We start from the raw sequence: 15,755 nt of genomic DNA on the forward strand, positions 1-15,755 counted from the left end.
TTTATAGCCGTTACCGATAATGATGTTCGAGCGTGTGATTTAATTTGGGCAGCATCTCTTTACTGGCGCCAAATTCTGGGCAGTTATCGGCGAAGCAGGGTGTTTGTGCTTGATTCATCATAGCGGCAAATTGATGTGGCGAGCTTTTATCCAATGTCAGAAATCCACACCAAGCACGCACTTTACGTTAACGCAAACTTACACGGAATTAGCAAAAAGTCAGAGTGAATTTATAAACTAGTCAGCAAGAATTAATATGAATATTTACAATTGGTTAGGTTAAATAAACGTCGTTTGTTTATTTCTCGAGCAGGTCTGAAACACATTTGTTTCAGCACGCAATAACCCCTGATTAGGAAACTTTGAACATGAAAAAACTGCCGCTGATGACGTTTGCATTACTGATTGCTGCCCACACCTCAAGTACTTTTGCCGAGGTGCAAGTTAACTCGATGGCGCTAGAGCGCGTGCAATACTCGGACTATAAAGGGCTTCCACAAGAAAATGCCGAGGAAGTGCAGAAGTATCAAGATATGATGAACGAAGTGATGGAAGAAGTGGCGAAATGGCGTGAAGAACATCCAAGCGAAGAGATGTCGGATGAAGATGTGGCCGAACTGACGGATGATTATTCTGAAGAAAAATACGGTATGAGCTCTGATGAAATTGTCGAGTCGTATCAAGCCGCGCTCGATGTGACAGAAGAAGAGCAATATTAAACCTTTGCCAGCCGAGTATACTGCTGATAATTGTTTCTCTCGCCCTTAAATTTTCCATGAAAGACAAATGCTTATTTAATTCTCTACATAAGCATTTGTCTTTTTCGTTGTAACTTTCTGCTATCAAACCTTTGCTCTGTATTCCTTTCAGCGACCGCTTTAAATATGACATTGAGCCATGTAACACAGATTTTTCCAGCGTTGAATGCGGTTTAAATCTTGTTCAAAGTTATGTTTTGCGGCAATCTAATCGTTCCTCTTTATAGATAAGTCTGGTTCTCTTCGGCGGTGACTCACTTCAACGAGCGCCGTGCTCGCATATCTTGCGAACGCAGTAGGAAGCTTGTAAGGATACTGAATGTCTTTTCGTGATCGACTCCTGGCCCTAACCATTGTCTTGGTTTGGGGGGTTAATTTCGTGGTGATCAAAGTTGGGCTGCAAGGCATGCCGCCTTTGCTGTTAGCTGGGCTGCGTTTTGCGCTCGTGGCGATCCCTGCTGCGTTCTTTGTGCCGCGACCCAAATTACCATTTAAGTGGCTGGCCTGTTATGGCTTGACCATCAGCTTTGGTCAATTTGCCCTGCTATTTTGGGCGTTAAAAGTCGGTTTGGCCGCAGGGCTTGCATCACTGCTTTTGCAAGCCCAGGCGTTTATTACGCTGGCGTTTGGCGCGCTACTGCTGCGCGAAAAAATTCAGCGCCACAATTTGATTGCCGTGGTCATTGCCGGGATCGGAATTGTGATTTTGGCGGCGGCCCAAGGCCACGCAGCCACGTCATTAACCGGTTTTACCTTGGTGCTGATTTTAGGCGCCGCCGCGTGTTGGGCGCTGGGTAACATCACCAATAAAGTCATCATGCAAAATTATGCGGTGCCGACCATGTCGCTGATTGTGTGGAGCGCTTTTATTCCTATGCTGGCATTTTTGGCCGCGTCTTGGTGGATTGAAGGTGAAACTGTGGTCATCAGCGCGCTACGCGGTATTGAATGGCATAATCTGTTTTCGATTGTCTATCTATCGTTTTTGGCGACCATCGTTGGTTATGGCGGTTGGAGTTATCTACTGAGCCGTTATCCAACCTCGCTGGTGGCACCGTTGTCGCTGCTGGTGCCCGTGTTTGGCTTGCTCAGTGCTTGGGTGTTGCTGGGAGAAAGCTTAAGCGGGCTGCAAATTTTTGGCGTGGTAGTGGTTGCCATAGGCTTGGTGATCAATGTGTTTGGTAAAATCTGGTTTAGCCGTAAGGTGGTTGCCGATAAAGCAGTGACCGAATAGCGCCGAGTCGCTTGGCGATGACGTAGTGAACATCTGCTGCTATTGCAGCAATAAAGCCTAGATAAAAAGAGTGAAAGCAAGCCTAGCCGTTCACTCTTTTTTTATGTTCGAACTTGGCAAAATAGTCCTTTTATTGTGGTCTTTAAATCATTATTGGTGATTATTATTGATTGAAGTCACATTTATAAAACGATTGTCTACCGCATTTTTGTTTTCTTTTGTTTTCCTGTTTTTTGTTTGAATAATGTCCCACCAATTCCTGCCAGACTTCCTAGAATGGCTTTCAACAACAGGGTGGGGCAAGCATGTACAAAGAACAACGCCAAGAAAGAATCATTCAGTTATTGCGCCAGCAAGGGCAAGCCAGTGTGACGTTTCTGTCTCAACAATTAGCAGTAACCAAAGAAACCATTCGCACCGATTTGGCTAAATTACAACGCGATGGTTTGGTGGTTAGACACCACGGCGGCGTCTCTTTGAAAAAGCATCTGATGCAAAATGAGCTATTGCAGGATGACAACCTCGACATTAGCCATTTAATGCCAACCCATTACCGAACGCATTCCGTGCATCATCAAAAAGGAGCAGCAAAGGATATGGTGGGAAAAGTTTGTGTGTTTGGCTCTTTTAACGTCGATATTGTCGCCAAAGTAGACCGTTTCCCGAAAAATGGTGAAACGTTAATAGCCAAAGAAACCACATTTGGTCCCGGCGGTAAAGGTGCGAACCAAGCGCTGGCGGCTCATTCGGCAGGCGCGCGAGTTCACTTCGCCACGAAAGTGGGTAAAGACCAGTTTAATCAATTCGCCAAGAATCATTTTGACAGCAGCGGCATGGAGTCTTTCTCCATCTATGAAGCCGCTGATGCCACAACCGGCAGCGCGGTAATTTACGTCAACGATGCCGGCGAGAATTTCATTGCGATTTGCCCGGGGGCAAACCAAACCGTAAGTGATGTCGAAGTGGCGGATTTAATGCCATTTTTGCGCGAATCGAAAGTGTTGTTGGTGCAGCTTGAAAATAACTTCGATGCTATCGATGGCGTGATGAAGCTGGCGAAAGGGCTCAATATTCAAGTGATTTTAAACCCAGCGCCGTACGCGCCCGAGGTTGATACCTTTATCGCCAACGCCGATATCATTACGCCGAATGAAACCGAAGCATCGCAAATCTCAGGTGTGGAAGTGATCGACATTGAATCGGCCAAACAAGCGGCGCAAGTCATTCATCAGCGCGGCGCCAACAACATCATTATTACCATGGGCAAACAAGGTGCGCTGCTGTTTGATGGCGAGCAGTACTCGCATATTCCGTCTTATAGCGCAGTGGCAGTCGACACCACAGGTGCTGGTGATGCGTTTAACGGCGCGTTGGCGGCATCGCTGGCGAAAGGCAAAAATCTTGCCCAATCCGCACTGTATGCCACCGCGTTTGCCTCGCTGGCCGTGGAGCGCGAAGGCGCGGCCAATATGCCCAATAATTCGCTAGTTGAAGCGCGCATGCTTCAGCAGCAAGTGTCCATCACAGCACTTTAGTGACCCCTTTATACCCCAAGTACTTTGGGTATAAAGGCTTATTTAGGATAAGAGAATGAAATCGATCGAAGGAATTGTACCGGTAATGTTGACCCCATTTACCGAGGATAATCACATTGACTACCAGGGTTTGAAACATCTGATTGACTGGTATATCGACAACGGTGCCGACGCGCTATTTGCCGTGTGTCAGTCAAGTGAGATGCTGTTTTTGTCGCTTGAAGAGCGCGTTGAGCTGTCGAAATTTGTCGTCGATTACACCGCAGGGCGTGTACCTGTGATTTCATCTGGGCACATTTCGCCAGCGCTGGCGGATCAAATCACGGAGCTTAATGCAAATGCGCAAACTGGCGTGGATGCATTGGTGTTAGTGACCAACCGTTTGGATGCCAACAACGACGGCACCGAAGTCTTTATGCAAAACCTGACTACCTTGATGGACGCGCTGCCAGCGGACATGCCACTGGGTCTGTACGAGTGTCCGGCGCCTTATCGTCGTTTGCTGAGTGATGAAGAGATTCAATTCTGCGCGAACTCTGGCCGCTTCGTGGTGCTTAAAGATGTTAGCTGCGATCTCGATACCGTTAAACGCCGCGTTGAACTGGTCAAAGGCACGCCATTTAACATCATCAATGCCAACGCTGCTATTGCCTATGAAGCGATGCAACACGGCTCAAAAGGCTTTAGCGGCGTGTTTACTAATTTCCATCCGGATCTGTACCACTGGCTGTATCACGATGCGCAAACCGCGCCGGAATATGCTGAGCAATTGGCGTGGTTCCTGTCGCTCAGCGCAGTCACAGAGACTCTGGGTTATCCGAAAAATGCCAAAGTGTTCCATCAACGCCTAGGAACCTTTACCTCAACACACAGCCGCGTGACCGATGCGGACGTATTAGAAAAATTCTGGGGACTTGGCGTTATCCTCGACCAAATTGCAGCGTCAGCCGAATGGCATCGTAAAACTATAAAAACATTAAATTAAATCCCCGACCTGAACTGATAAAGAATATAACAGGAGTTCTCGCATGAAACGTACCCTACAAATCAGCCTTCTGACTGCCACGCTACTTGCTTCAACTGGTGCCCTGGCGGCATGGCCTGACAAACCGATTCAAATCATTGTGCCTTGGGGCGCTGGCGGTAATACCGATACGGTGGCACGCCTTGTTGCTGAAGGCTTGCAAGAGCAACTTGGTGTGAACGTCAACGTTATCAACCGTACTGGCGGCGCTGGTGTGGTTGGTCACGACGCGATCGCAAAAGCCAAAGCCGATGGCTACACCTTAGGTGTGGCAACGGTGGAAATTGCCATGATGCGTCACCAAGGCATGACCAAACTAAGCTATGAAAACTACACGCCAATCACACGCTTGGCAGTGAACTTGGGCGGCATTCAAGTGGGCGCCGATTCTAAGTTCGAAAACATTCAACAGCTGACCGACTACATCAAGCAGAACCCAGGCAAACTTAAAGCATCGGGCAGCGGCTTGAACTCTGGTTGGCACCTTAACCTAATTGGTATGCTGGATGCGATGGGCGTACCGACCAATTCGGTCACTTATGTTCCGTCTGAAGGTTCGAGCTCGGCGTTAATGGAGCTGGTTTCTGGCGGCATCGACTTCACCACATCGTCACCGGGCGAAGCGAAAAGCATGGTCGAAGCGGGCATGGTGAAAAACCTTGCCACTATGGCGGAAACCAACACCGGTCTTTACAAAGACATTCCGGTGTTCCAACAAGCCACGTCATACAAATATGCGTTTTCAACTTGGAACGCGTTAGTCGCGCCAGCGGGCATTCCAAAAGAGGTGCAAGACAAGTTGGTTGCGACCATGCAAAAAGTGTTTGCTGAAGGCAAATTGCAAAACTACGCCACTAAGCAAGGCTTTGAAGTCTACCCGCTGTACGGCGAAGAGTTAGGTGCGTTTATGAAAGCAGAAGACGCTAAGTATCAAAAGCTTATTGGCAAACTTAAATAAGTTTTCTCGGTGTCACGACCTTTCATGGGTGAAAGGAATTTCACCCATGAAAGAATACCTATAGCGCTAAGTCGCTGGAATTTTTTATGTAGGTAGCTTATGCGTTCATTACCTCTTTCCCAATTTATTATCGGCGTGTTTTCGTTGCTGATTTTGCTCACCAGTTTGAGTCAATACGGCGGTGTAAGCAGCTATGGCGCTGGTTTTATGCCGACCATTCTCAGTGCATTGTTGCTGGCGTTTACGTTGCTCGACGCTGTGATTCAACTCAAACAGCGGCGCGAAAAATGGGTGCTGAGCGGCGAAGAAGTTCGCGCTTTGGCGCTGATTATTGTCGCCATTGGCCTGTTCACCGCGCTGATTTCTTATTTAGGCTTTTTGATTTGCGCGGCGCTGTTACTGTTTGGCTTGATGAGCCTGCGTAATCCGAAAAAACTGCTGATGAATGCGGTGTACGCCGTGGTGTCTTCGGCGGTGATTTATTATGTGTTTGGCCAAGTGCTGATGGTGGCGCTGCCACAAGGCTTTTGGTCTTAGGAGTTAAGTATGTCAGTCATTATTGAAGCGTTTCAGTATATCGATCTTAACTCGATTTTAGCGGTTATTGCTGCGGGTCTGTTTGGTTTAATCGTCGGTTCAATTCCGGGATTAACCGCGACCATGGCGGTGGCATTGATGGTGCCGTTTACCTTTTTCATGGACCCGATTCCCGCCTTGGCGTTGATGATCTCCATTGGTGCATCCTCGATTTACGCCGGTGATATTCCCGGCGCGCTGCTGCGCATTCCGGGCACACCCGCTTCGGCGGCGTATGTGGCCGATTCCAACGAATTGGTTAAGCAAGGCAAGCTTAACCGTGTGCTTGGTATTGGGCTAACCAGTTCTGTGATTGGCGGCCTTATTGGCGCCTTGATCTTGATGCTCGCAGCGCCAGCGCTGGCGAAATTTGCCCTCAAGTTCAGCTCGTATGAATACACTTGGTTGTCGCTGCTCGGTTTAACCTGTGCAACACTTGTGGTGGGTAATCAGCCGCTTAAAGGCATGGTGACCTTGTGTTTAGGTTTGCTTTTGGCCTGTGTCGGTTATGACCAAATCACTGGCGTGCCGCGCTTTACTTTTGGTCAAGTGAGTATGCTACAAGGGGTGAGCTTTATTCCTGCCATGATAGGTCTATTTGCGATTTCTGGTGCCATCGAATACTACGCTGGCAGAATTTCCAATAACAAGCAGGATGTGATTCCAACCCAATCAAGCTTTAACTTGTTTAAAGGCGTATCAAAAACCATGTGGCGCTATAAGTTCAATATCTGCCGCAGCAGTGTGCTTGGTACTTTGATTGGTGCGTTGCCGGGCGCTGGCGCGGATATCGCTGCGTGGATCTCCTACGCCTTGTCGCAAAAATTCTCCAAACATCCGGAAAAATACGGCAAAGGTTCGGAAGAGGCGATCATCGATTCATCATCGAGCAACAACGCCAGCCTAGCCGGTAGCTGGATTCCATCTCTGGTATTTGGTATTCCTGGCGATTCGGCTGCGGCGATCATTATTGGCGTGCTGTACATGAAAGATATGAACCCTGGGCCAACGCTGTTCTTGTTCCAACCGGAAAAGCTTTACGCGGTGTTCATTCTGTTCTTTATCGCCAACCTTGCGCTGATCCCGCTGGCGACGTTAGTAGTGAACTTTATCAAACGCGTAATCTTTATTGATAAAGCGGTGCTGTATCCCATCATCATTATTTTCAGTACCGTGGGCTCGTTTGCCATCAACAACTCCTTGTCATCGATTGTGGTGATGCTGGTGATGGGTGTGGTCGGTTATTTGCTGCAACGCGCGGAATACCCAATTTCGCCAATCATTTTGGGTATGATTTTGGGGCCGATGCTGGAGAAAAACTTGCTCTCTTCAATGATTAAATCCGATGGCAGTTTGCTGGCGTTTGTTGAGCGCCCGGTGTCTATGGTGCTTGCGAGTTGCTTTGCCTTGGTGGTGGTATTGCAAATTCGCTCGGTGGTGAAATCTTTCTCTCCGGCGAAAAAGTTCGCAACCGAGTCATAACTCAATCGCTTTGATAAGCCCTCAATTTTGGAAGTAAATTGAGGGCTTTTTCATGGCCGGAATATGCTATGGTGAACGGCTGTGTTCCTCGCTTGTGCTTAGTATGTATAAAACGACGCTTGATCAATGGCTTGTGTTCAAAACTGTCGCCGAACAAAAAGGCTTTTCCGCCGCGGCCAAAAGCTTAAATCGCAGTCAATCGACCATTAGTTATTCGATAGCCAAATTGCAAGACCAACTTGGCTTGCAGTTGATTGAGGTGCAGGGTAAGCGCTGCGAATTGACTCTGGCTGGGCGCAATTTGCTCACCAAAGCGAAAGTGGTGCTGAGTGGGCTTGAAGCGCTTGAACAAACCGCCAGTTATCTTGCTGGTGGCGTGGAGTCAAACTTATCGCTGGCGGTCGACAGCATTTTTCCTAAGCCACTTTTGTTTGCCGCCATTCGCCGTTTTAGTCAGCACTTTCCCCATACTCAAATTGATATCGAAGAGTCTTTTCGCTTGATGCCGGCCGATGGCAGTCATCACGATATGGCGATCACTGTGTCACAAGGCGGTATGACGCCGGGGCCAAAGTTGGTGGATGTGACGGTAATCCCGGTTGCCCATCATCAACACCCGGTGTTTGGACAGTATGAGGATGAAATCGAAAAGTCGGCGCTCGCCAATTTTAAACAGATCTTCTATCAAAATTTTCAGCGTCAAGAGCGAGAGCAGTTGGCGAATGTGCCGCATCAAATTTGGTCAGTGCAGTCGCTGGGGTCGGCCATTGCCGCGATTGACGCCAAACTTTGCTATGGCTGGCTGCCTCGCCATCATGTGCAAAGCCATCTCGATAGTGGCAAGTTTCGGCAAATCGCGATCAAAGCTATGCCACCTAGCCTCATTTCGCTTTATCTGGTTGAAAATAAAGTGACTCACAAAGGCCCGGCGTTTGAGTTTTTTCGCCAAGTGCTGATGGAAAGCTGCGTATCACCCAATGATGTTGTGTGATTTTCTATCGAAATTATCGATTAATTATGGCGATAATTTGAATTTATAAATCGAATTTTTCCATGTTAGTTTAGTGCTGCATTCGAACTAACATGAGAATTTTTTGATGAAATCGACTCTAACGACTTTGATGAGCAGCGTGGTGATTGGCGGTGTATCCATGGCTGCGCAAGCGGCAGACAACACGGAACTTCACGGCTATACCGAGGGCGCCGAGGTGATGGCAGCAGTGACGCCAACTCAGGATAAGCTCAATAGTATCTCTGGCATTATTTATTCTCAAATCAAGCAGCCGCTGAAATATCGTCAGCTACGTATGTCGGTTATTTATCCACAAAACAACGACTTAAAACCAGCGATCGTCTATTTTCCGGGCGGCGGTTTTATTTCCGCAGAGCACGATAAATACCTGCAAATGCGCGTCAAGTTGGCAGAAGCGGGCTATGTGGTTGCGGCTGCCGAATATCGCACGGTTCCAGATACATTCCCAGCCCAAGTCGAAGATGGTAAGGCGGCGGTGCGTTATCTGCGCGCTCACGCTGAGCAATTTGGCATCGACCCAGAGCGCATCGGTGTACTTGGTGATTCCGCTGGCGGTTATATGTCGCAAATTGTTGCGACCACCAATGGCGAAACTCAATACGACAAGGGCGACTTTTTAAACCAGTCGTCAGATGTTCAAGCGGCGGTCACCATTTATGGTATCTCGAACCTTGCCAACATTGGCGAGGGTTTTTCTGAGCAGGTTCAGCAGGTACATGCTTCGCCCGCGGTAACTGAAGCCTTGATTGTTAACGGCCCGGCATTTGCGACGTCAAAAGGTTCCAGCGTCTTGGATACGCCGGAAAAGACTCGCGAAGCGAGCCCGATTGGCCATGTTGATGGTAACGAACCGCCGTTTTTAATCATGCACGGCAGCAGCGATACATTAGTGTCGCCACAGCAAAGCGTGCAGCTATTCCAAGCGCTCAAAGAGCAAAAGCAAGATGCGGAATATGTGCTAGTGAAAGGCGCTCAGCACGGCGATATCACTTGGTATCAACCAAAAATCATCACCAAAGTGGTCGAGTTCTTTAAGCAAAAACTCGGTGCGCCGAAGAAAAATCAAGCCTCAAGTAAGGCGCAAAGCTCAAATTTATAATGGTGATTTCTATCTATCTTAACCAACAAAGCCCGCTCGATAGAGCGGGCTTTTTACGACGATGGATTCAAATCTTGGGGGGATTTAATGATTCGCAGCGATCCACATGCCATTTTTATAGTGGCTAATTTTCTGGGAATCGTCGATGTGATACAGGAATAACCAGCCGTTGTTGACCAGAGACGCAACGTCAGCGTGTTTGGCCATAATCCCTTCAATCGCCGATTGTGGCGCTTGAATAAACACGCTCAAGCGCACCGGTTGGTGGCGATAGTGTTTGCCATCATGGACCGATTGTTCAGACAAACCGATACGCAAGTCACCACCGTTGCCCTCAAATACACCGATATGTCCGCCCACCACGTTATGTAAGAGCTTATTGCCGCTGCCAAATTTTTCAGGTGAGGTGACGGAGGCGTAATATTGCAAGTTAATCCAGTTCATCACCAACAGTGGCGCGGTGAGAATCTTCTCTAATTGGCTGAATTGTAAGTCCTGATCGGCATGGTATTCATGCAAAAACGCCCGCCCGGCAAAATCGAGATTGCGGGTTAGATTGCGCGGCGCGATAAACACGCCGGCATTATTACACAATCCCCATTCTGGTCGCATTTGCGCCCAGTTAGTGGCTCGCTGGTTAAAGAAGCGCTTGAGGTCAGCATTGGTTGGCGAGCTTGGCGCGGCAAATTGCTCGGCGCGATTTTGGCGTGCGGTGTGACTGGCCGCAATAATGGTTTTACGCCAATCGGCGCTTGGCGCGTCAAACACCGTAAAGTCATCGGTCGTGGTGTTGTGCAGCGCGGCGTAAAACTTTGTGTCTTGTGGAATTTGGACGTCAAACTGCGGCATTTCGCGACGTACCTCTGGATCATTGAGTAGCGACGCCAAGACTTTTACGTTCACTTCGCCACTTTGTCCGCCACAAGCGCCGCAATCAAGGCTCGACGAGGTGTGGTTATTGCAGGTTTGGCTACCGTGGCCGGTTAATAGCACCACGTTGGCAAGGCGTTTGGCAATCCCCATCGCGGTTAAAATGCCAGCGCCAAGTTCGGCTTTTTCGGCAGCGCTTAATAAGGTCTGCTGACGTTTAAGCTGCCAAGTCTCATTATTACGTAAATCTTTATTGACGGGGTTTTCAGTGCCGTGCTGCATGACCACCCGTTTAAACAAGCTGACCAACTTAAGCAGTCCGCCGGCTTCGACCATACCAAGGTTGGACGACGGCTTATCTAAGCTGTTTTGCCAGCCCAGTTTAGTCAGACGCAGCCAACGTTCTGGCTGCATGCGAGTTTGCTGCGCGATTAAATCTGGTGCCAGTAAGCCCGGCAGTTGCGGGCGTAAAATACTGCCATCGTGGTTTTGATAGGCGATAGGAATACCAAAAAAGCCCGCAAAGCCGATGGTTTCAATATCACTGCCTTGCGCTTCCAATGCGCGGCGCATCGGTTCTGAACGCACATCGATGCAAAATACCGCCTGCATTGCTGGCCGAGTATTTAGCTTACTCGGTTTCACGGCCTGAACTTGGTCAATCCAAGGGCGCTTTACACTGATTTCCAACGCGCGTTGCCAAACCCACATTGGGGCTAGGTTCTGCTTGGCAAGAAAATACAGCTGGTTAATATTGCGCGCTTGATGGCTCAGCGCTTGGTTAATACGCTTGGCAATCTGAGGTTGATGCTGCGTTAGCCACATCATCAGAACTTTGTCCCACGCCAGTAAAATTGTGGTTAAGCCAAGGGTGTGTGACAAACTGCTTGGCTGCTTGGCAAGCGTCGCCTGCCAATCAAGCCAAGATTGCCAACCCGCCCAGCCAGACAATTGCTGCAGTGACCCGCGCATAAAGGCATCGCAGCCGGATTGGTCATGCCAGGTGGTTTGCCAAGTTTCGGCACTGGCATCCAGAGTGTCTAACAATGATGTCGGCAGTTGCTGAAAGTAGGGCAGCAGGTCCACACCCAGCAGTGTTTTCATGCCTTTGTCACGGCAGATGACTTCCAGCCAGCTTTGATAGAGATGTTCGCCATCTTTGCCAGATGCATCAAAGCGCTCCGGATACAGGTGATAGAGGGCGATAAATTGGCTGACTTGCTGCACTATCTCTTGCGCCCAACTATGACCTTGAGGGGAAGGGATTTCTTCGTCCATCAACATAGCCAAGGTTTTCCAACGCATTAGGCTGGGCTGCGCGCGCTTGAGATCTTCCACCACTTGTTCAAAACTGAGCGGCGATTTCAGTTCTTCAAGCGCTTGTTGAACATGTTCAGGCTGAATTTGCTGATTCCACAATTTTTGAAAATAACTTTTAGGCATCAAGCTGGTTTCACCGCAAATCACCGCTTGTTCAGCAAAGGTGGTCTCGATGGAACGATGACGTTGCGGCCACCACGGATTAACCGCGATGGATTGGTCAAGCGGCCAAGCTGGCGCTATCGAGGCGGAAACCGATTTGGCAATGTCGAGATAAGGTATTTGGGTTTGTTGTTCAATCATTATTTTGCCTCCGGTTTGGTTTGCCATTGCGCATTTTGTAATTCAAGCAGTGATTGACTTGGCCACCACTTCAGAGTCAGGCGCGTTGCCCATTCATCGAGATAGGCTCCGGCGTTAAGGTAAATAAACAATCGTTTGACCCAGCCGACGTGCGGCCAGTATTGCAGTGCCATCGACAGCGCAAACAAGCTGACAAACAGCAGCGCGACAAAGCTATCTGCGATGAGATTGAGTGGCGTATCTAAGCCAATCAACTGCGCCAAAGCGTGTTTGGCACTGGTATAGAGGGTTAACAGGGCGGCAGCAAACACCAAGGTGATTGTGATGCGCGGTAAGCTGGCTCGGTCCCAGCGCGTGACGCTTGGCAAAATGAGTGAGCTAAGCGCAAACCATACCAAGATGGTGGCGGCGAGGCTGGTCATTACCGCAAAGTGCCACTGTGCAAACGTCAGCATTATCAGGGACAGAGTCAGTGCGATACTCCAATGGCGAACACGCGGTTTGACTTCGCCGGCGAGTTTTGCGGCCAAGTAGTGATTGACGGTATTGCCGCTATTAAGAAATGAATAGGCTTTGTAGAACGAGTGGGCAAACAAGTGCAGCAGCGCCATTTCATAAAGGCCAAGTGCGATTTCAACTAACATCAGTCCCATTTGCGAGCTGGTTGACCAAGCCAATTTCACTTTGATTGAAATGCGCGTGGTGCTAACCAATCCGGCAATCACTGTACTGAGCCCAGCAAAGACAATGAGCACGCCACAGGCGATCGAACTTGAGGCCAAAACCGGGGCGAAGAAAAGTAGTAATATTCCACCAAGGTTAACAATGCCAGCGTGAAGCAGCGCCGATACAGGCGTTGGCGCTTCGACGACTTGAATCAACCAGCCATGAACGGGCAGTTGAGCACATTTTATCAGCGCGACGATGGCCAGCAGGATGGCGGCGCCTTGCAATTCAGGGCTATGTGAGTTGAGCGAAACTTGAGTGATGATGTCGCCGATGTAAGGTGTATCGAATGTGACGTACAGCAGCATGAAGGCCGCCGCCAGTAACAGTTCGCTAAAACGGGCCAAAAGGAATTTTTTGTGCGCGGCAAGTTGAGCACGAGGGCGGGTTGGATAGAATAAAATCAATCGGTTAAGACATAAACTGACACTCACCCAAGCACACCAGAACAGCAACAGATGATTGCTGATGATCACCAAAATCACAGAGCAAATGGTCATGGCTAGCGAACGTAGAAAACGCCCGCGATCGATTTCACCCGCAAATGCCACCCAACTATAACGAACAATGGTGAACCCAAGTATGGCAATCAAACCGAGCAACATCAGTTTGAGCGGGGTAACTAAAAACACAGACAACATGACCAACCTCACATTTAAAATTATGACGAGTATTGTGAAATTTAGTTACAGTTAAGTAAAATATATAATAATTAACAAACCATTCTATTTTGGAGAACTATGAGTCGACTTAACTATCATCATCTGTACTATTTTTGGCAAGTGGCTAAGCAAGGAAATTTAACCCAAACGGCGCAAAAGCTACATATTTCCCAGTCGGCACTTTCCTCGCAAATCAAACAGTTAGAACAAAGTTTGAATGTTCAGCTGTTCATTCGCAAAGGCCGTAGTTTGGCGCTGACAGAAAGCGGTTATCACGCTCTGAGTTACGCCGATGAAATATTCAAAAATGGTGAAGAGCTGGAAACGCTTCTGACCAGTGGTAAAGCATTACCTGGCGCGACGATTCGTATCGGGATTTTATCTACCATTTCCCGTAACTTTATCGAGCAATTTATTCAGCCACTTATCAATCAAAACGACTGCCGTTACACCTTGCAGTCAATGAGTCAGACCGGTTTGTTAACCGCGCTTGGCGAGTTGCAACTCGATATGGCGCTGACCAATATTCCGGTGCGTGGGTCGAATAAACAGAACTGGCAAAGCCGCGTATTGGCACGTCAGTCGGTAGCGATTATTGGCCCGCCAGGACTTGAGTTGGGGCAGGACTTAACCAATGGTTATCGCCAGCAGCGTTGGGTGCTGCCATATGGCGAAAACCCGCTGCGCTCTGCGTTTGACGCCTTTGCTGCCCAGTATCAACTGCAGCCAGAAATCATTGCTGAATCGGATGATATGGCGATGCTGCGTTTGCTTACTCGCGATACTGGCGCACTGGCGGTGATGCCGGAAGTGGTGGTTAAAGATGAACTCGACCAAGGAATGTTGAAAAGTTATATGTTACTTCCAAATGTCTACGAGAATTTCTATGCGGTGACGGTGAAACGGCGAGTTGTGCATCCGAAATTGGATATGCTGATCAGGCCGCTGCGCTAAACATTTGCTAATAAAGTGACGAAAAAAGCCTACAGTTTTTCTGTAGGCAAACACACAAGTACGAGAATTTTGAACTTCTACGCTGTATTCACCTTGGCTGTATTCACCGGCAGGATGAGCTTTGCATCATGGCAATGTCGCATGACACAAATGTGTCGTATTGATGAAAGAGCAGTGAATTCCAAGGCTACTCCTACTAATGGTACGTTTAAGATACGTAGGCATCGGATTGGCGAAACGTATCTTTTAGCGTGCGTTTGTAAGTAATTGCGCGCGCAACTGTTCACGGCGCAGTTCCAAGATCTCATCTATCAACGTCTGTTTGGCTTGAATTCCAAAATGGGTGGCGTATTTCTTTATTTTCGCGACTTCATCCGCGTGTAATGTATAGACGTGTTGCTTGAGGTAGCGCTGAGCTTCTCTCTTAATCAGCCCTTGGTTTTGCAGCAATCTTATGATTTCGGCATCTAAGCGAGATTGTGCCATTACGAAGTCAATGTCCTGGTTGGTGAGGCAGTTGCGTCGCAAATTAGCAAGCCAATATGACAGTTAAGTGAAAATGCATTAGTTAAACAATGTTTTAGGTTAACAACGCTCTAGGTAAACAATTGTCTAATTAAACAATGCACTAGGTAAACGATGGCATTGCGCAAACAAAATAATTAAGGCGCTGATAACCGCGCCTTAATCATCTAAATAAAGCTTGAAAGTGAGTGCCTAGGGCCAAGCACGTTTTTTGCTTCCGCCGCTGGCTTTGATAAGCTCCATGGTTTTTTTCGACTGATCTTCAATTGAGCGAAGTCGTTGATTAACCGTATCTTGGAACTCATGTTGTTCATGCTCAAACTGATCCACAGCGGGTGCCGCCGGAGACTGTAATTTGTACACCAATTGGACTAGCTGTTTGTTTTGTCCTTCCAAGGCGTTGACCTTGGCGAGCAGCTCTTTGATGGTGCCGCTTTGTTCCGTGAGTTTGGATTCGATACTGTTAAATGCTTGAAGTATTTGCCCAATATTTTGTTCTGCCATTAAGACTCCCAGTTGCGCTAGCCAAAAGTAACTAAAGTATAGGCGATGGTTTTGAGTTTATGATTTCTATCGAACGTTTGATGCTAGCCAATGTTGAGCGAGGCTTCTCTTGACTGAAACTCAAGGCACTTTTTGTGGCGGATCTTGTGATTTGCGCAGCTAACTTTTGGTATTTTGTTTATCTTAAGTCGT

General features: G+C 48.2%; 14 protein-coding genes. 10 read left to right on the plus strand and 4 right to left on the minus strand.

The genetic code is table 11. The features are described from left to right. Window positions 1-368: 368 nt before the first annotated feature. The 9 genes from BLS03_RS15655 (at window position 369) to BLS03_RS15695 (ending at window position 9,699) form a co-directional block, all read left to right on the plus strand. Window positions 369-719: a hypothetical protein gene (locus tag BLS03_RS15655; RefSeq protein ID WP_093275947.1), complete on the plus strand. Its 351-nt coding sequence runs from the start codon at window positions 369-371 to the stop codon at window positions 717-719. A gap of 358 nt (window positions 720-1,077) precedes the next feature. Then, on the plus strand, window positions 1,078-1,992 hold the full coding sequence (locus BLS03_RS15660) for an EamA family transporter (protein WP_093275952.1): 915 nt from the start codon (window positions 1,078-1,080) through the stop codon (window positions 1,990-1,992). A 305-nt stretch (window positions 1,993-2,297) separates the two neighbouring features. After that, window positions 2,298-3,527 carry a ribokinase gene (gene rbsK / locus BLS03_RS15665; protein ID WP_093275957.1) on the plus strand — a complete coding sequence of 410 codons (1,230 nt, stop codon included), beginning with the start codon at window positions 2,298-2,300 and terminating at the stop codon, window positions 3,525-3,527. Window positions 3,528-3,582: 55 nt separating this feature from the next. Next, window positions 3,583-4,512, plus strand: coding sequence for a dihydrodipicolinate synthase family protein (locus tag BLS03_RS15670; protein ID WP_093275964.1), 930 nt, complete (start codon window positions 3,583-3,585; stop codon window positions 4,510-4,512). Between the two features lie 43 nt (window positions 4,513-4,555). Then, window positions 4,556-5,509 carry a tripartite tricarboxylate transporter substrate binding protein gene (locus tag BLS03_RS15675; protein WP_093275967.1) on the plus strand — a complete coding sequence of 318 codons (954 nt, stop codon included), beginning with the start codon at window positions 4,556-4,558 and terminating at the stop codon, window positions 5,507-5,509. Between the two features lie 99 nt (window positions 5,510-5,608). Next, window positions 5,609-6,046, plus strand: a complete 438-nt coding sequence (locus BLS03_RS15680; RefSeq protein WP_093275971.1) for a tripartite tricarboxylate transporter TctB family protein — start codon at window positions 5,609-5,611, stop codon at window positions 6,044-6,046. 9 nt (window positions 6,047-6,055) lie between these two features. Continuing rightward, window positions 6,056-7,567 carry a tripartite tricarboxylate transporter permease gene (locus tag BLS03_RS15685; RefSeq protein WP_093275974.1) on the plus strand — a complete coding sequence of 504 codons (1,512 nt, stop codon included), beginning with the start codon at window positions 6,056-6,058 and terminating at the stop codon, window positions 7,565-7,567. Between the two features lie 103 nt (window positions 7,568-7,670). Beyond that, the gene (locus tag BLS03_RS15690) at window positions 7,671-8,558 is read left to right on the plus strand and encodes a LysR family transcriptional regulator (protein ID WP_176765614.1); all 888 of its coding nucleotides are present in this window, start codon (window positions 7,671-7,673) and stop codon (window positions 8,556-8,558) included. A gap of 106 nt (window positions 8,559-8,664) precedes the next feature. Beyond that, window positions 8,665-9,699 (plus strand): alpha/beta hydrolase, encoded by a 1,035-nt coding sequence (locus BLS03_RS15695; RefSeq protein ID WP_218122014.1) that lies wholly within the window; start codon window positions 8,665-8,667, stop codon window positions 9,697-9,699. 84 nt (window positions 9,700-9,783) lie between these two features. Here BLS03_RS15695 and BLS03_RS15700 read toward each other — a convergent pair whose 3' ends face one another. Both BLS03_RS15700 and BLS03_RS15705 read right to left on the minus strand, forming a co-directional pair. Then, window positions 9,784-12,192 carry a putative inorganic carbon transporter subunit DabA gene (locus tag BLS03_RS15700; protein ID WP_218122015.1) on the minus strand — a complete coding sequence of 803 codons (2,409 nt, stop codon included), beginning with the start codon at window positions 12,190-12,192 and terminating at the stop codon, window positions 9,784-9,786. Further along, complete coding sequence (locus BLS03_RS15705) at window positions 12,192-13,559, minus strand: NADH-quinone oxidoreductase subunit L (protein WP_093275983.1); 1,368 nt, start codon at window positions 13,557-13,559, stop codon at window positions 12,192-12,194. The genes BLS03_RS15700 and BLS03_RS15705 overlap by 1 nt, the downstream gene beginning before the upstream one ends. Window positions 13,560-13,658: 99 nt before the next feature. Between BLS03_RS15705 and BLS03_RS15710 the strand changes: the two genes are divergently transcribed. Then, window positions 13,659-14,534 (plus strand): LysR family transcriptional regulator, encoded by an 876-nt coding sequence (locus BLS03_RS15710; RefSeq protein ID WP_093275986.1) that lies wholly within the window; start codon window positions 13,659-13,661, stop codon window positions 14,532-14,534. A gap of 246 nt (window positions 14,535-14,780) precedes the next feature. On the opposite strand, the gene BLS03_RS15715 is transcribed toward BLS03_RS15710, so the two are convergent. Further along, window positions 14,781-15,020: a hypothetical protein gene (locus BLS03_RS15715; protein WP_093275989.1), complete on the minus strand. Its 240-nt coding sequence runs from the start codon at window positions 15,018-15,020 to the stop codon at window positions 14,781-14,783. A 231-nt stretch (window positions 15,021-15,251) separates the two neighbouring features. Next, on the minus strand, window positions 15,252-15,563 hold the full coding sequence (locus tag BLS03_RS15720) for a hypothetical protein (protein ID WP_093275991.1): 312 nt from the start codon (window positions 15,561-15,563) through the stop codon (window positions 15,252-15,254). Window positions 15,564-15,755 lie beyond the last annotated feature (192 nt).

Source organism: Vibrio xiamenensis, from assembly GCF_900100015.1.
In the GTDB taxonomy this organism is placed as follows: domain Bacteria; phylum Pseudomonadota; class Gammaproteobacteria; order Enterobacterales; family Vibrionaceae; genus Vibrio; species Vibrio xiamenensis.